The 17,079-nt window shown below is 46.7% G+C and carries 17 protein-coding genes; 8 read left to right on the top strand and 9 right to left on the bottom strand.

What is annotated here, in order from left to right; translation table 11 throughout:
- Positions 1-106: 106 nt before the first annotated feature.
- On the top strand, positions 107-259 hold the full coding sequence (locus RH46_RS22365; RefSeq protein WP_006880253.1) for a hypothetical protein: 153 nt from the start codon (positions 107-109) through the stop codon (positions 257-259).
- 63 nt (positions 260-322) lie between these two features.
- On the opposite strand, the gene RH46_RS14515 is transcribed toward RH46_RS22365, so the two are convergent.
- Genes RH46_RS14515 through RH46_RS14505 form a run of 3 tightly spaced genes read right to left on the bottom strand, consistent with a single transcriptional unit; the run spans position 323 to position 2,390 of the window.
- Positions 323-1,153: a hypothetical protein gene (locus tag RH46_RS14515; RefSeq protein WP_006880252.1), complete on the bottom strand. Its 831-nt coding sequence runs from the start codon at positions 1,151-1,153 to the stop codon at positions 323-325.
- The gene (locus RH46_RS14510) at positions 1,153-2,022 is read right to left on the bottom strand and encodes an ABC transporter ATP-binding protein (RefSeq protein WP_006880251.1); all 870 of its coding nucleotides are present in this window, start codon (positions 2,020-2,022) and stop codon (positions 1,153-1,155) included. Before RH46_RS14510 ends, RH46_RS14515 begins: the two co-directional genes overlap by 1 nt.
- Positions 2,019-2,390, bottom strand: coding sequence for a GntR family transcriptional regulator (locus RH46_RS14505; protein ID WP_006880250.1), 372 nt, complete (start codon positions 2,388-2,390; stop codon positions 2,019-2,021). Before RH46_RS14505 ends, RH46_RS14510 begins: the two co-directional genes overlap by 4 nt.
- Positions 2,391-2,654: 264 nt before the next feature.
- Here RH46_RS14505 and RH46_RS14500 point away from each other — a divergent pair, with 264 nt between their 5' ends.
- A complete protein-coding gene (locus RH46_RS14500; RefSeq protein WP_006880249.1) occupies positions 2,655-4,646 on the top strand; it encodes a U32 family peptidase in 1,992 nt (663 codons plus the stop codon).
- Between the two features lie 35 nt (positions 4,647-4,681).
- On the opposite strand, the gene RH46_RS14495 is transcribed toward RH46_RS14500, so the two are convergent.
- Together RH46_RS14495 and RH46_RS14490 are read right to left on the bottom strand one after the other, a co-directional pair.
- On the bottom strand, positions 4,682-6,160 hold the full coding sequence (locus RH46_RS14495) for an ATP-binding cassette domain-containing protein (RefSeq protein WP_138922166.1): 1,479 nt from the start codon (positions 6,158-6,160) through the stop codon (positions 4,682-4,684).
- 2 nt (positions 6,161-6,162) lie between these two features.
- Complete coding sequence (locus RH46_RS14490) at positions 6,163-7,320, bottom strand: YcaO-like family protein (RefSeq protein WP_006880247.1); 1,158 nt, start codon at positions 7,318-7,320, stop codon at positions 6,163-6,165.
- A gap of 454 nt (positions 7,321-7,774) precedes the next feature.
- Here RH46_RS14490 and RH46_RS14485 point away from each other — a divergent pair, with 454 nt between their 5' ends.
- The 5 genes from RH46_RS14485 (at position 7,775) to RH46_RS14465 (ending at position 12,886) form a co-directional block, all read left to right on the top strand.
- Positions 7,775-8,020, top strand: a complete 246-nt coding sequence (locus tag RH46_RS14485; RefSeq protein ID WP_006880246.1) for a DUF3297 family protein — start codon at positions 7,775-7,777, stop codon at positions 8,018-8,020.
- Positions 8,021-8,240: 220 nt separating this feature from the next.
- Positions 8,241-8,960 (top strand): ABC transporter ATP-binding protein, encoded by a 720-nt coding sequence (locus RH46_RS14480; RefSeq protein WP_006880245.1) that lies wholly within the window; start codon positions 8,241-8,243, stop codon positions 8,958-8,960.
- Complete coding sequence (locus RH46_RS14475) at positions 8,947-11,430, top strand: ABC transporter permease (protein WP_006880244.1); 2,484 nt, start codon at positions 8,947-8,949, stop codon at positions 11,428-11,430. Before RH46_RS14480 ends, RH46_RS14475 begins: the two co-directional genes overlap by 14 nt.
- Positions 11,430-12,533, top strand: a complete 1,104-nt coding sequence (locus RH46_RS14470) for a lipocalin-like domain-containing protein (protein WP_006880243.1) — start codon at positions 11,430-11,432, stop codon at positions 12,531-12,533. Before RH46_RS14475 ends, RH46_RS14470 begins: the two co-directional genes overlap by 1 nt.
- 86 nt (positions 12,534-12,619) lie before the next feature.
- Positions 12,620-12,886, top strand: a complete 267-nt coding sequence (locus RH46_RS14465) for a DUF2999 family protein (protein WP_006880242.1) — start codon at positions 12,620-12,622, stop codon at positions 12,884-12,886.
- Positions 12,887-12,945: 59 nt separating this feature from the next.
- Here RH46_RS14465 and RH46_RS14460 read toward each other — a convergent pair whose 3' ends face one another.
- Positions 12,946-13,533: a GNAT family N-acetyltransferase gene (locus RH46_RS14460; protein ID WP_006880241.1), complete on the bottom strand. Its 588-nt coding sequence runs from the start codon at positions 13,531-13,533 to the stop codon at positions 12,946-12,948.
- An 83-nt stretch (positions 13,534-13,616) separates the two neighbouring features.
- On the bottom strand, positions 13,617-14,468 hold the full coding sequence (locus tag RH46_RS14455; protein WP_006880240.1) for a helix-turn-helix domain-containing protein: 852 nt from the start codon (positions 14,466-14,468) through the stop codon (positions 13,617-13,619).
- Between the two features lie 142 nt (positions 14,469-14,610).
- Here RH46_RS14455 and RH46_RS14450 point away from each other — a divergent pair, with 142 nt between their 5' ends.
- Positions 14,611-15,513, top strand: a complete 903-nt coding sequence (locus RH46_RS14450) for an AraC family transcriptional regulator (RefSeq protein WP_006880239.1) — start codon at positions 14,611-14,613, stop codon at positions 15,511-15,513.
- Positions 15,514-15,581: 68 nt separating this feature from the next.
- On the opposite strand, the gene RH46_RS14445 is transcribed toward RH46_RS14450, so the two are convergent.
- Positions 15,582-16,190 (bottom strand): LysE family translocator, encoded by a 609-nt coding sequence (locus tag RH46_RS14445; RefSeq protein WP_040895949.1) that lies wholly within the window; start codon positions 16,188-16,190, stop codon positions 15,582-15,584.
- Between the two features lie 33 nt (positions 16,191-16,223).
- Positions 16,224-17,051 carry an AraC family transcriptional regulator gene (locus RH46_RS14440; RefSeq protein ID WP_006880237.1) on the bottom strand — a complete coding sequence of 276 codons (828 nt, stop codon included), beginning with the start codon at positions 17,049-17,051 and terminating at the stop codon, positions 16,224-16,226.
- Positions 17,052-17,079: the final 28 nt, after the last annotated feature.

The raw sequence follows: 17,079 nt of genomic DNA, 5'->3' as shown, positions 1-17,079 counted from the left end.
TTTTGTCTTAACGACAAATAACCTGATTAGTTGTCGCACCCAATTGCTGCTTTAATCCGCGCCGAGAGATTTATAAAAGTCTATTTATTAACTTCAAGGTGTTTCCATGTTTGCAATTGATGATGTTGTTGTAGCAACAAAAGGCATTGATTTAGGTCAGATGGTAGTTGTAGGCCTAAGTAGCGGCGGTTTCTACGTTCGCGTTTCAGTGGATGGCATGTCACTGACTTACCCAGCTAAAGACCTGAAGAAAGCGTAATAGCCTATTCATACAGTCAAAAAAAGGTAGCATATTTGCTACCTTTTTTGTTTCCATTCTCGCTTAATCAAGCGTGCGACTAAGCCTTAAACTCACCGCCAGCCCAACAACGCCTAATCCAGCAAACAGCAGCAAGTTGATGATGCCAGCGTTAGCGAATGCGGTCATTGGGTTTGCTTCAATCATCACATCGAGTGGTAAGCTTGTGATGGCACTAAAGAAGTGGCCAATCACATCTGTCGCAAACAGATTATTTGCCAGCAGCTTAATCACATAAAAACCAACTAACATCACCAGTAACGGTGAATTGACCTTTTGCGATATCGCCATTGCGATGGTGGCAAAAGGCAGCAGTGCCAGACCAACCAACCACATGCGGCCAACAAACTCTAGCCAGTGACTAACGACATAGAACAACGACTCTCCGGTAAAGAAAAGTGGGAACTGCTCAGACATCACAAGGTTAATAATCCACATCAGGAAATCAGCCGAGAAGACTAACATCGAGCAGATTAACGGTACCACAAGCAGACCGAAAGCTAACTTGACTGCGTGGATGTTCAAATCAGTCACCGGCATACTACGCCAGAACATCACGCTGCCCTCCTGACGCTCTTTACGCAAAGTTTTCGGGAAGTAGAGACTGGTCAACAGTATCGATAACAGACCCGAGAAAACCAGCACCATATGACTCAGTTGCTTACCCAACTCAAAACCAGATTCAAACCCATCATTCTGGTAAGTCAGTTCAAAAGTCACATTACTCTGAATGGTCGAGTTCATTAACAGACTCAGCAGAAAAACAACACCACACAACAAGAGTACAACCGGGATGCGTGTAATGATTTTGTGTTCCAGCCACTCTTTCTCAAGCATATAAAAATTAGCGTTCATTACACCGCCTCCTTTTGCAGAGCCAAAAACAAGTCCGCCAGTTTTACATTGTAAATTCGGTCGACATCCTCCAACTGCTCCGCTTGCTCTGCTCGTAAGAGCCAACGGGTGCTGCCGAGTCCCTGTTCACTGGAAAGTGGCTGGAGAGCTTCGATTTGCGCTGCCTGATAATGTCCAGTTTCAACAATCACATAATCTTCAGCAACCTGCTCCATTGATGACTGCAGCACAACCTGACCATGTTTCAGTATCACGACATCAGTCAGTAAGTGCTCAATTTCAGAAACCTCGTGACTGGCAATGATCAACGCTCGTTCACCATCGTGGAACCACTCAAGCAAATGGCGGTAGAAAGTGTCTCGATAAACCAGATCCAGACCTAATGTCGGCTCGTCTAAAATCAGTACCTTAGTATCTGTAGAGATAACTATCGCCAGATGTAATTGCACTTTCATCCCTTTAGACAAGGCTTTGATTTTGCTGCTTGGCTTGATGTCTGTTTTAGCGATCACTTGCTCTGCTTTAGTCTGATCAAAGCTTGGATGAACACCCGAGGTATAACGGATTAGCTGTTCAACCGTCATCCAATCTGGCAATACGTTCACATCTGAAATGTACGAGAGATGCTGCATCACCCCTGCGCGCTGTGTGACAGGCTCAAGACCCAACACCTTAATATCACCCCTATACTGGTGGGCACCCAGCAAACTTTTGATTAGGGTAGATTTACCAGCACCATTGTGACCCAGCAAGCCTAGTACCTGCCCGGCCTTTAACTCGAAACTGATATTTTTTATTGCTTCGCCCTGACCTTTCACACGACCTGAGTACTGTTTACTCACCTGGTGAGCATTGATTAATACACTCATTGTTTACCCTCAACGTGCAGCGTTAACCGTTCAATAAATTCATTCAATGGAATATCTAACTGTTGTAGTTTGGTGGCGATAGATGGAATTTGTTGTTCAATGAAATCTTGCTTTTGAGCCGCCTTAAGACGATCCAGCGCACCAGAGGCAACAAACATTCCCTGACCACGCTTTTTCTCAACCAAATCTTCATCCACCAGCAACTGATAGCCTTTCATCACTGTGATGTGATTGATTTTTAAATCACTAGCCACAGACCTTACGGAAGGCAAAGCCTGCCCTTCTAACCAAACACCCTGCAGAATCTGCTCGATGATCCGGTCGGCTAGCTGACGAAAGATAGGCTGTGTTTCGTTCCAATCTGTCATGAAGTTTGCCTTATCACTTGCGCTTTAGTGTTATACATAGGTATAACACTAAAGCAATTAAGACGAATTGCAACCCTGAGCGGCAAGTTTTATACCGAACACTACAGCTAATAATGAGGCTGTGTAGCGATACACTCTCCGCCACAATGGCTAGATCCGCTACGATTTTTGACCCAGATTAATAAAAGGTTAACTAACGCCACAGGCTGGGGTTGAAACCCGTAGAATGCGTGCTCATTTTCGATATGAGTAAAGAGATTAGTAGTGACACGCGATCAATTTGAGTTGTTAGCACCTGGTGGAGATTTAGACTCAATCAAGGCTGCGATTGCCGCTGGCGCAGATGCAATATACTGCGGACTAGACCGCTTTAATGCCCGCAACCGAGCAACCAATCTGACTCTGGACAACTTGAATGGGGTGCTCCATCTCGCTCATCAGCACAGCTGCAAAATTTTTCTCACTCTCAATGTCTTAATTCTGGAGAGTGAAATCCCAGCCATTGTGCGCTTACTCAGTCAGTTGAACACCACTCAGATAGACGGCGTTATCGTTCAGGATCTTGGCCTCGCCTACATTCTGAAACATCATTTTCCAGATTTAGATGTGCATGCATCTACCCAGTTGAACACGCACAATGAAGGACAGATCCTGTTCCTCAATCGGTTAACAGCCAGTCGGGTAAATCTGTCACGTGAACTGAACATCAATGAAATTAAACATCTGGCTCAATTTGGCCGTCAGCATAACGTGATGATGGAAGTGTTTGTTCATGGCTCGTACTGCATTGGTTTTTCAGGTATCTGCTATATAAGCTCAGCGCGTAACGGGGCATCAGGTAACCGGGGTCGTTGCAGCCAACCATGTCGCGAACAGTACCAGACAACCAAAACCGGCAACAACTATCCACTAAACATGAAGGACAACTCAGCCTTCGGCGATCTGGAAGCTCTGGTAGATGCTGGGGTTTACTCACTTAAAGTAGAAGGGCGAATCAAGAAATCGCATTATGTTTACACAGTCGTAGATAACTGGCGTAAGCAGATTGACCGCCTGTGTGATGGTGTCGAACTATCCAGCGACACTCGCGAGCTCTACACCGTATTTAACCGCGACTTCTCCAATGCCTTCTTACAGGGTGACTTTGGTAAAGCGATGTACATCGATAATCCACGTGACCATGCAGTAAAGCACTTCTCGAAAATCTATCAGTGTCAGACGGCTGAAGATGTTCAACAGGTTAAGAAGAAGCTTTACGATGACAAAACCGCCATCATAGAGAAGGTCGCTAAGGTAACTGAAGGTTTTGATATCAGCAGTGAACAGAGCTCTGGTCGCAGCCTCAAAGGCGCGGTGGACGTACCGAGTTTACCCGCGTTGCCTCAACCACAACCGCGCCTCGGCGCCGCAAAGCTTTCAGTACTTATTTCATCACCACAGGAAGCCATGCTGTGCGAAAACACCAATGTCGATGTCTACCTCCAACTTCCGATGGGTCTGGCTGCAGAACTCGATACAATGATTGAGCTGTTTCAGGCTAATCCAAATCTTAAACCGTGGTTCCCGGCGATTTTAATTGGTGATGATTACCAGGCAGCAGGAGCATTTCTGGAAGCCATCAGACCTGCGCTATTGATTACCAATAATTCTGGCGTTGGGATGCTTGCCAGACAGCTTGGATTGGGTTGGGTGGCAGGTCCACAGATGAACACCGTCAACTCATACTCCTTCAAGTGTTTACAGCAAGAGTTTGCCGCTAGCGGAGCCTTTATCTCTAACGAGTTGAATATGAAGCAGATGCGCCACATTAAACGTCCGCAAAGTATGCGCAGCTTCTACAGCATCTATCATCCGAATACGCTACTGACCAGCCGTCAATGTCTGTTCCAGCAAACGGAAGGATGCCGCAAGATTAAAGTCAATAAAGGTTGTCTGAAGCGTTGTGAAAAACGCACTTCAATCATTAATCTAAAAGATAACCCTTATGTGGTGCAGAAACACAAAGGCAGCCATAACTCGCTTTACAGTGAACACAATGTCTTGAACCTACAAGTACTGGAAGATCTGCCGCAACTGTTTACTGATGTGTTGATCGACCTGCGCGATATTCAGACTGAAACCCATGTTTCACTGAGTAAGCCGGAGTTGATAGAGGCGTTTCTAGCGCTACTTGAAGAGCCCAATCAGCAAAGTATCCAAGAACTAAGCTCAGTGATAACACCAACGAACAATAATCAATACTTAAAAGGCCTTTAACGAGTTATAAGGGAGTGACCCGCCTCACTCCTAACTCACTCTTCTAATCGAATAACCTTGTCGAAACGATGCAGATTACTCTCATCATGAGTCACTACCACCATTTTTGTTTCAGCCGATAAGCTGTCAAAAATCATTGTCCATAGTGACTGCTCACTTTCGCTATCAAGTCCTGAAGTTGGCTCATCCAATAGCAAGAGTTGTGGGGACTGAATATAGGCTCTCAAAAAGCAGAGTCTGCGCTTTTCTCCACCACTCAGGTTCTCGCCATTTCCTTGCAGATGAGAGTCAATTGTTAATCTTTTTTCCAGACCAACACCCGCCAGCTTCCGCTCTAACCAGTTACGATCAACCTCTTTACCTAAGGTCAAATTGTCATACACGCTACCAGAAAAGATGAAGTTATTTTGCTCAAGGTATCCGGTGGAAAAATGGCATATTGACTCTGAAGTAAGCAACCCAGAAAGAGTATCAAGCAATATTGTTTTACCACGACCACTTTCACCGACAACAGCAATGGTATGAATATCTGGCAAGTTTAGCTCATCAGTTACACAGCTCATGAGTTCGCTCGGGGACGTTGTTACAGTGTTTTGGTCGAGGATCTGTTTGAGCCCGGAAAAGTCCTCACGGCTTTGATCCAGCAGTCGGTACACATCCAGTAAACCAGTGAAAGAGCGCGTAACACTCGACGATAATAAGAGAGCAGTAACAAGAGTCCCCGCATCCGAAAGCTTGCTCGGAATCAAGTGCGTGACGAACAAGACAATAATGGCCAGAGACATGACACTGATGGTTGTAACAGCGACACCATCAAAAAGACTTCGACTGACAGCCAGAGATACTGTCGCTTGCCTATAATGCTCAAAATAGGGAGCTAATCGATGTTCAAAGAACCGTTCAACACGATTGGCCTGAATAGTGCGAATACCAGAAAACACATTCACGACCTGATCCAGTATTTCATCTTCTGCACTATTCACTCTGGCGATGTGTGGTCGCCTTAACTGGATGATTAAAGTCTTGAGAATGGCTGCCACCACAAGGATGAATGCTGCCATTCCAAAGGTCAGCCAGCCACAAAACATGACTAAAGCACCGCTCAATACCAATAGCTCAATCGTCAATGGCACCCCACGAGAAACACTCAGGTTGACAAACTTCTCATATGACCCAATTCCGCGCTCAAATTGGCTTGCCAGAGAGCCAACCTCTAATTGCTTAAAATGGCCAAATGGTTTACGAATCAACTGACTGAACAAGGACTTAGACTTGCTTTCTACGTTTTGCTGTATCGCTTGCTCGAAGAAATAAGTAAAAAACGGAGAGACGATAACCGTCACCAGAGTGGAGAGCAAAAGATAGACCAGAAGGTGTTCTGCACCAAGAAGTGAGACTGACTGGGAAACCTGATTGATCACCTTACCAATCAGATAAGATGGCAGCACAAGGTTGAGTTTGAGTCCCAGCAAGACAAGAAACAATACTAGATACTTCAGAGAGTTTGCCATCATCGCTATCCCAGAGGCGTCACTGAGATGCCTTTGTCTATGATGTTGAAGCGTTCAAGACCGGGGATGTATGTCGAGGTAAGCCAGATATTGTTCTGGCCAAAAGCGGTGCGTGTCAGCAGATCATAACCCTGAGTCCTAACCGAGTCGACCAAGTTGTAAAAATGCTCATCAAACGAACGTAGCTCAGGCTGCAAATAGGATAAATCCACACTATCAAGCCCACTTAACTCTGATAGAGCAGCAATAGGAGTCAGCTTTTCATAGCTGTTGAGAAACTTAGCCGTCGCGGTATCTTGCCTCAGTTCACCCACATCAAACCTGTCCATGCATTGCGCTAATTCTGAAATCGCTCTCTCTATGGCATGATATTTAGAATAAGAGATACCAGCAGCCCGCATAGCGATTGGACTCATTCGAGACTCCTGAAAACACATACAAAAATAACAGCCAAATTTTGTTTCCGATAAAATCACCGTTAAGGGAGAGACAGCCTCCAGATACGGCTTGTATTTCTTCACCAGATCGCGTGGAGGTAGAATACGGATAAATTCACCTGTGCATTCAGTGTAACCAATCAACTGCTTATAGAGCTCACTTAAATAATGGCGCTCTATCACTTCATTCGCTCCATGCAATACCGTTTCTTTAAAACTCGAACCTGACGCCCAACCGCTGTTCGAGGAATACCTCTTCAGAAAAGCGATCGCTTCACTGTTCTTGAGAGGCTTGTGATAGAAAGGATTCACCAGAATATCGGGGATTAGATAGGAGTCAGAAGAGTAAAAGGATTGATAGTGTATCAACTTAACCAGTTCGCTCGGATACTCCCTGAGCGCTTGTGCAAAAATACATTGGTGAGGCACTTGATTGGACGAAAGCCAGCTATCTAGCGATAAGACTTCACTATGGGATGAGATAAAGTGATGCTCTAACATCATATGTTCGAACGCTTCGAAGTATGCCCCCGCAACAGCCCAGATTCCCTTTCCAGAGCCAGTCGCTAGGGGCAATCCTGCCAGCGTTGTGAGTTCTACATTAGCAATACATTCATGATTAATGCCGTCAATCGAGGAACGGATACCATTTTGCGTAAGCCACTTCTTCATATTTTCAACCGCTTGATGAATCGGATACTCGCGCTCCACAGGCACCAAATCCATACTCTACTCCTCGCCTTGAACCCTTGCTTACTGAATTAAGAACGCAATGAAATCGCGTTCCTTACTGCTTCTTCGTACCTCTGATAAATCAAAACTAATTGTTACTCCTTCCGTTGGATCATCGGGTTGGTTGATTTCAGAACGTTTCTTGCCCATATATATACCCCTATCAGATTGCGGGTTAAAAGGAAGGCACAGCGATGATTCACTTCCCTCTTGGTTCACGGGCAAGGTTATGGTTCGAAGAATAAAAGGTTAAGTAATTTATGGTTAATAAGTATCTATTAGAGATAACTAGCCGGAAACAAAGAGAGGGGGAAGTTAAGTATTCATTGTTTCGGCCTATTGAGGGCAATGACATCAATTTCGCTGCAAAACGTTCAAGACTTCTTGATTGAAGATTTTCGACTGACTACAATAACGCACTTTTTTTACGGACTTCAAGGTCACAAACATGACAGATACAGCTAAACCAGCTCTTCCAGATCGCCTATCAGGTAACCCACGTAGCCCTTTCTTTGTGAAAGAGTGCTTCGATCACCAAATCGGTATTCGTTTCAAAGGTAAAGAGCGTACTGACGTTGAAGAGTACTGCGTTAGCGAAGGTTGGATTAAAGTCGCTTCGCCAAAAGCAAAGGACCGTTACGGTAACCCTATGCTTATTCAACTTAAAGGCGAAGTAGAAGCTTACTACGTTTAAGCTGAACCAAGATTTACACTATAAAGCTCGAGCCTGACTCGAGCTTTTTTGTATCTGCATTTAAGCAAAGCCATAAATCCTTTTCCTGCTTTTTACGTATAAGTGACTAACAATTGGCGAAAAATAACGGTCTTTGTTCAACGCCTTGTCTAAAATTTGATAGAACTTAAAACAAGGATAGCTGCCAAAAGTAGCACTCTCCGAGATGCAGGAACAGGAAATGGAAAGTCCAATCGTCGCACTTAAAGGTGCCAGTAAAAGCTTTGTTGATGGCAAGGAGATCCACCGTGTTCTGGAAGAGGTCGACTTTACCTTAGCGACAGGGGCTAGTGTTGCATTAACGGGCGCGAGTGGCAGCGGGAAAAGCACGCTGCTCAATGTCATCGCCGGCTTTGAGCCACTTTCTGCGGGTCAGCTATGTCTGGATGGCGACAACGTTTCAAACTGGAAAGATCCACAATGGAGTCAGTTTCGCCATCAGAAACTTGGAGTTATCTTCCAACAATTCAATCTGTTAACGCCGCTCAACGTTAAACAGAATATCGCCTTTCCTCTTCATTTGAATCAGCAAAAATGGAACAGGTGGTGCGACTATCTGGTCGAGACTTTAGAGATCAATCAGCTACTAGACCGACATGTCTCTGCCTTATCTGGCGGCCAACAACAAAGGGTCGCGATAGCTCGCGCATTGGCCCATAAGCCTAAGCTGCTGCTGGCCGATGAACCCACCGGTAACCTTGACCAGAACGCCGGTTTGGAAGTGATGAAGCTGCTCAGCGAGATCACGACTCAGGGCAATACTGCAGTGCTACTGGTCACTCACAGCCCAGAGTGCGCTGGCTTTATGCACACCCAACTTCGCTTAAATAACGGCTATCTGCATAACGGTCACTCTGCTGATGAGCAGCAAATCTATGAGCTGCGCTATGAAGCAAATTAGTTTCAGTCATACCCGACTCTCACTCCACTTGTTTGCCGCCCATTATCGACAGGCACCATTGCAAGCAGCGGCTATTTTGCTTGGTATCGTACTCGCGGTCACCCTGTTTGTCGCTGTTCAGGCCATTAACCTTAATGCTAAGCGCAGCTATGCAGAATCCACAGAGCAGCTCAGCGCGCAGGCAACGAATCTCGTTATTCCATCAGCAGGTCACAACTATTTACCGGAGTCCCTTTACTTCACCCTGAGACAAAACGGGCTGAGTGCAGCACTTCCTGTGATTGAAGGGCGGGTAAGAGACGAACAAGGCCGTCGCTGGTCAATACAAGGTAGCGAGCTGATTGCTGCCCTCTCTTCCAGAGCGCGTTATCCGAGCAACGACCATCATCAAATCTCCCTTTTCAACAGCGCCCTTCCACTGCCACAACTTCTGGCAGGAGAGCCCATCGTGATGATGAGTCAGTCCCAACATCGTAACCTTGGCGAGATAGAGTTTCTGACTCTCGACAATATCAGAACCAAAGTTGTTGCCCTGCCTGATGATTGGCAGCTGGGAAGCCGAATGCTGATGGATATCGGCTTCGCTCAACAGCTACTGAATAAACAGGGACAGTTGAGCTATATCGCGGTATTTAGTCATCAGGGCACACAAGCCCAATGGCACAGCCTGATCGGTGAGCAGGGGCAGTGGGTAGTGAATAACCAAAGCACCGACCTTGGCTCACTGACCGACAGCTTCCACCTAAACCTGACCGCGATGAGTCTGCTGGCATTTCTGGTCGGTCTGTTTATCGCTTACAACGGTGTGAAGTACAGCTTACTTAAACGTAATCGGCTGTTAGTGCAGCTCCAACAAGCGGGGGTAGCGCCAACTAACCTCTTCTCTGCCTTGTTAGTCGAACTGGCTGTTCTGGTTACTCTCGGCGCTTCGCTGGGCTTTGTGTTAGGTATGCAGTTAAGTCAATGGCTCCACCCAACCGTTGCCCTGACTCTGGAACAACTTTATGGGGCGACACTACTACCCGGAAGCTGGCAGTGGCAATGGTGGATGCAGGCGTTATTGCTGACGTTCGCCGCGACGCTTGTCGCTTGCTGGCAACACTTTAAGCAGCGCATACGCCAGCCGCTTTCATCCCATGGCGGCTTTTATCAAGCACCGGAAGCCTCGAATGAAAATCAGCTTTTAGCGATAGGTGTCGTACTGACGGTTTTGGCACTGGCAGGGTTATGGCTCAGTGTCCATCATAGATTGACCATGGCGTGGCTTGGTGTACTCATTATCTCCATTCCGCTGTATCTGCCAAAAACACTCAGAGTACTGGCCAACTGGAGTGAGCAACGTACCACATCCGGCCTGATGCAGTACCTGTTTGCTGAGCTGCGCGAGCTGATCTCTCCTCTCTCACTGGCAATGATGGCACTGCTGCTCGCGATCACCGCCAATATGGGCATGAATACTCTGGTTGGCAGCTTCGAATCCACCCTGAAACAGTGGCTTGAACAAAGGCTGCATGCGGATATTTACGTTAGTCCGGCACAGGGAGACATGGCGAACGTAGAGCAAGCACTGGAGCAGTTTGACAGCGTCGAGAAAGTCTATAAGCAATATTATGTCGACGTGAATGTACAAGGGTTACCGACCCAACTGGGCACCAAAGATAGAGATACCTTAGAGCAGACGATGGTGTTCCAGTCGCACGTCAGTAACTTCTGGTCCCGTTTTTATCAGGGCGAGTTGATCGCTATCAGCGAACCAACCGCCGTAAAACTTGGACTGACATTACAAAGTAAACTCAGGCTCGATACTGTACTACCGGGAAAAACGCTCACTGTCGGAGCAATTTTCCATGATTACGGCTCCCCGAATGGCGAAATCTTACTCTCTCCCCAATTGTGGCAACAGAGTGGCTTTACTGATTTACCCACCAGCCTGGGAATGAAAGTTTCGGGGGACAAGCAAAAGGTTTATGACCAGTTGCGCACTCAGCTCAATCTGCATCCGAGTCAGCTCTACGATCAGGCACAAATCAAGTCTATCGCTCTGGAGATCTTCTCACAGACATTTGCTATTACCCGTGCCCTTAATGGTGTGACCTTGTTGGTCGCGGTTATTGGGCTCTTTAGTGCCTGCTTTATGCTGCTCGACGCACGTAAAGCGGCGATTGCCCGACTATATGCTCTGGGGGTTAGTCGCCGCAAACTGATGGCAATGGTGATTGGGCAAATCGTAGCCTTGGTCACTTTTACTCTGATTATCGCTTTACCATTAGGTGCGATGGTTGGCTACGTTCTGACGGATATCGTTACCTTACGTGCTTTTGGCTGGAGCCTGAACTACCTATGGAGCTGGAGTGATGCCCTGACTATCGCCACAATTACCATCCTGGTCGCGGTCATAGCGACTCTGATTCCACTATGGCGTTTGGTTAGCAGACCAGTGGTATCCAGCTTACAGAGCGAGGTACTGTGATGAATCGAGTGTTACCAGCCGCAATCCTAATCCTGACCACCTTGTATCTGCTTGGTTGTGAAGAGACAACACCACAAAATATGGGCTCACTACTTGGTGATAGTCAGGCCAATGTTCAGGACTTTACACCTGTATTGCCCGGGGTCGGGATTAGCTTTCCTGCTGACCATAAGGCGCATAGCGACTTTCGTCATGAATGGTGGTACTTAACCGCCAACTTAACCGATGAAGAGGGTAATGCACTCGGTGTGCAATGGACGCAGTTCCGCTTTGCTGCATCTCCAACGCAAAATGACGCCGAAGAGAACAAAACCGTCTGGCAAAGCCAACAGATTTATATGGCTCATAGTGCTGTCACTGCTCAGGACACTCATTACGCCGATGAAAAATGGTCTCGAGATCAACGCCAACTCGCGGGCGTCGATGTCTCTCCATTTCGTGTTTATCTCGACGACTGGCAGTGGACCTCTTCCAGTGCAGACCTCTTCCCCGCGACACTCAACGTCGATTCGCAACAGTTTGGCTACTCACTCACACTGACCAGCAGTGCACCCTATCAGAAACAAGGGCAACAAGGCTTCAGCACTAAGAGTGCCGATGGGCAGGTTGCCTCGTATTACTACAGCCAACCGTTTATTGATGTCTCCGGTCAAGTCACCATTGATGGTGAAACCCATCAGGTCACAGGTAAGGGCTGGATAGATCGCGAGTGGAGTTCACAGTTCCTGCTTGACTCGCAACAAGGCTGGGATTGGTTTGCGCTCAGACTGAATGAGGAAACCAGTCTGGTGGTCTTCCAGCTACGAGATTCAAAAACCGGACAAGCCAATTACTCGCACGCAAAATTGATGTACAAAGATGGCTCGGGCGAAACCGTTGAGCAGCAGGATATTCGCTTGCAAGCAACCAAACAAACTCAAATCGAGGGGCGCCCTTACCCAACCGAGTGGCAGCTCTCTCTCCCCGACCATCAAATCGAACTCACGGTTTCGGCGCTCAATCCACACGCCAGGATGCCGCTTTCAGTGCCATACTGGGAAGGTCCGGTTATCATCAAAGGCTCTCATTCAGGCAGTGGCTATATGGAGTTAACCGGATATTAGGCGTGAGTGGTTGATTGCTAGTTCAATCGTGCTAAATCCAATGCTAAACTCAGCCTCAATTCATTCGATTGAAAAAAGGAAACATGATGAATCCGATTCTTGCACTGCTAAAAGAGAGCAACATCAGCGACGAACAAATCAACGAGATTTTCCAGACGCTAACGCAAAATCCTTTGGCAGCGATGGCAACGATCAGCCAACTAGGCCTGCCACAAGACAAACTTCAAATGCTGATGGCTCAGGTAATGCAAAACCCTGCGCTAATCAAAGAAGCCGTTGAAGAGTTGGGATTGGACTTCTCAAAAGTTGAAGAAGCGAAAGAGAAGCTTCAGAGCCAGAACCAGGTTAACTAAGCACTTGATACAAAAAGGCCGTTAAACCCGACCAAGGTGTTTAACGGCCTTTTGCTTTATCAGCGGTTTAATGCACTGAACTGCTCGGCAGTAATGCCGTAATAGAGCTTGTCATCAAAACCTTGCTCAAGCTTATAGTAGTCTTTCTGGCGTCCTTCCTGAACGAAGCCACACTTCTCAAGAGTTTTGTAAGAGCCGACATTTTCCGCGTAACAATCTGCACTGACCTTATGTGCGTCCAGTTCGGTAAATCCTAGCTCAGTCATCATCTGACATGCTCGGGTTGCGATACCCTGCCCCCAGGCGCAAACAGGCAGTTGGTAACCTACTTCGTAGTTGCCGGTTAAAAACATCACTTGCGTTATCGCTGTCATACCCATGTAGTTATCCTGATGGTCACGAATAACAAATGTTGGATTATCGGGCCAGAGTCCGTCTTTAATCGCCTGCGCTGTGTTGTCGATGATAGGACCAAAGAAACCTTGGTACAGGCTGTTTTCGGCTGGAGCAAAGAACAGGTACGGATTGACCTTATCATCGTTAAGCATCTCGATAATATCGGGCAGATCAGATGCTTGAATCAGCTTAATATTCAGTGACTCGCTAAACGCAATAGCTTCACCCTGTTTTAGTTTTTGATATGACATGTTTTACCTCGTTATCTGCCAGAGATATTAGCGCAGCAGCCGAGAGAATAATTGGATTTTTGCGACAAGCTGGATTGGTGCGATTATTCAAAGTCTCCGTAGATATCTATGGTCAAGTCACGTCTTTTCATATAGTTGCCCGGCGTTTTTCTAAGCTGCTGTTTAAGCGTTCTTATCAGATGGGATTGGTCGCTAAAACCAAACTGCTGGGAGAAGTGGGTCCAGTCAACCGTGCTTTGTTGCTGATATAGCGTCAGAATCATCCGCTCTAAACGTGCCATTTGCTGGTATTGCTTCACGCTTAATCCCACCACCTGCTTAAAACTGCGCTCAAGAGTACGCCTAGAGCAGGCACATTGGCTGGCAAGCGCTTCAACATCCAACATCGTGTCAGGTGTCATTGCAGTTTGCTTATCCATCTCATGAACCGCTTTTTGCACTGCGATAAACGAGTTGCTTTGAGGTAGAGATAGAGACAGGGACGCAAAATGGCTCTGTAGATAGTCGACCAGTGATTCTTTGGTATTCTGTTGCCAAAGCCCTTGCTGAAATTCCGCGTTAAACAGTGGAGTCAGCCAGTCAAACCACTGACATTGATTGATTGCGCTCACCGGTTGGTCGAAGTTAATCGCATGCTGAAGGATAAACAGCCCCTCGGGACGAAAGGTGATACCAATACGTTTGATCGGTGGATTGTCATCGAGTAAGAGTAAGTGTTCACTAGCCGCCAGGAGATGACTGCCTTTACCTGAAAGTAGAGTTTCCCCACTATCATAAGCGTAAGGTTGCTGCTGTGGAGTAAGCAGTAGATGAGCGCGAGGATTAGGAATAAGGTGCGGTTTAGGCTCGATCACTTCACCTGGATCCACCTCTAGATACCAGACTTGGTGAATCAGCCATTCATACCCTGCTAAGTGCTGTTTCCAAGCGATCATGATTGTCCTTTTCAACGACGAAATTAAGCTGAAGTCTGAAGCAAAATGTCGAGACACGCTATACATTTATACAATCATAGCTTTGAAACAAGCTGTCTGTGGGGTAGGCTCTTTAGCAAGTAAAACAAGGATGTACCAACCAATGCGCGTTGATTATAAAAAACGGCTAATCCCAGTAATTCGATATCTGGAAAGACACTTTAACCAGCCTCTGAACCTGCCAGAGGTCGCCGCCTTGGCGAACCTCTCTCCTTACCATTTTCACCGCACATTTAAAGCGGTTCAGGGTGAAACTCTGGCTGATTACATTCGTCGTTTAAGACTGGCCGCTGCTGCTGACGATCTGTTTAAATCTAAGCAACCTGTGCTCAATATTGCCCTTGAGTATGGTTTTTCCTCTTCGCAAAGTCTGGCAAAGGCCTTTAAGCAGCACTATGGCGTCACGCCAACCGCGTTCAGAGATTGTGAGAACTATCAGGAGTTTTCTGAGCTCGCACGAAACAGCAAGATTGGACACACGTTGCGCAAGAATGGAAACGAAGAGCTAAACAGCGATCCATATACTGGCTCTGAACCAACAATATGGAGCAAGACAATGGAACTACAACAATTTGATGCTACTAAACTCGCTTACGTTCGTGTGACAGGCCCTTACGGTGAAGGTTACGAACAAGCAACTCAACGTCTCTATCAGTGGGCTGGAATGAAAGGTTTAGCTGGCAACACCTGTATTTTTATCTATCACGACAACCCGGAAGTCACACCGAATGATAAGTGCCGCACCGATATCTGCTTAATGGTGCCTGAAGATACTGAAGTACCAAACAATATCGAGCTGCAAGATTTTCCTGGTGGACAATACGCCGTGATGCGTCAGAAAATTACCGAACATAGCCAGTACTCCAGAGCATGGGATGATTTAATGGATAACGTGGTTGGCTCAGGAATGGAAAACGATGATCGCCCTTGTTTCGAGCTGTACCACAGCTATGACCCAGAGACTCAACACTCAGATGTGAGCTTCTGTACTGCGATTAAGCAGTAATCCACTCCGTGGAGCGAACGACAGACCAAGCCTTCATCTATCAAGGTTTGGTCTGTTCTAACTCATTATCACACCGATAATAACGGTATCACCACATGCTGATAGCCGATAGTCGCCGACACATATACCAACAAACCAGCCATCAAGATATTAAATACTTTGAAGTAGCGCGGATCAGAAATACGCTTACCGAGCAACAGCCCTGTCAGTGAGTATCCCGTGGGTGCCCCAAAAGCCAGCAGCGCCAAAATCACAGACCAAAAAATGATCGCTGCTCCACTAATTCCAGCACTGGGGAACTGAATGGTGGCAATCGGTAAGGTCGCCACCAGAGCCTTGGGGTTAAGCAACTGCATTAAAAGTCCATCGCGAAAACTGAGCGAGTTTTCCTTGCTGTCATCAAGACTGACGTTGACCTTAGCTTGCAACACCTTCCAGGCAATATACAAAATATAACTACAGCCCACTAAACTGATAAAAGGCAGAACCGCAGGGTTAACCAATTCCTTTCCGACAAAACCAAGCGCAACAAACAGGATAAACATCGCTATCCCTACACCTGCAAAAAATCCCAAATGGGAACGGGTTTGTTTGTTGATCCCACAATGTAAACCCAATAGGTTGACCGGCCCAGGCGAATACATTACGCCAAGGGCATAGGCTAAGATCTCTGACATGATGGACTCCGACTTTCAGTATCAGTGGCTTAATCAGCGCACCGTTTGAACTTGAAATTGTTTTGGTGTCATACCGAATACGCGCTTAAAGTTACGGTTAAGGTGGCTGGCATCGGCGAAACCGGACCCTAGAGCGGCTCTGGTGGCACTATGTCCTTCAAGCAATTGCCTGCGCGCGACATTGATACGACAGTTCAAAACATATTGATGTGGAGTGATACAAAAGTGCTCGCGGAAGGTGCGAATAAAGTGAAACTTAGACATACTGGCGGCCTGCGCGATATCATCAATAGAGATGTCATTGGCGAGGTTAGCCATAATGTATTCTTTCGCACGCAGCAGCAATTTATCGGCTCGAGTTCGATAGCGCGGTAATTCGAGGCTGCCATGCAGTCGAGTTAAGGACTGAGCAAGTTGAAACAGACTCGCATCATGTTCAATCTTGGAATAAGACTTACCCTGAAGACGCTGCGACATATCATAGACCTGATGACGCAGTATCACGTCATCAAACAAGGTATCTTCAAGCCGTAAAATGGTATCCTTTTTATGCCCCAGCGCCTGAAACAAAGGCTTAAGCTCATTAGGATGAATATAAAGCATCACGTATTCCAGGTTCTGCTCTCCACCAGAATGACCATCATGGATATCTTCTGGATTAAACAGCATCACGCAACCTGGCTGGCTTTTATAGAACGCATTACGACAGAAAAAATCCTGCCTGCCTTGCATGGTCAAGCCGATCGAATACTCTTCATGAGCATGCTTGCTGTACGAGAAATCACTCATGATCGCACACAGCATCGATACCTCGTCCTGCTGTAAACTGCTAGTATAAGTAAAGTGATTCTCCTGACTCACGCCTTTCTCCTTGAATGCCGAGTAATTT

It is taken from the genome of Vibrio brasiliensis LMG 20546, from assembly GCF_000189255.1.
GTDB classification, from domain to species: domain Bacteria; phylum Pseudomonadota; class Gammaproteobacteria; order Enterobacterales; family Vibrionaceae; genus Vibrio; species Vibrio brasiliensis.
The sequence above is the reverse complement of the archived record's forward strand: the minus strand, read 5'-3'. Positions and strand labels throughout refer to the sequence as shown.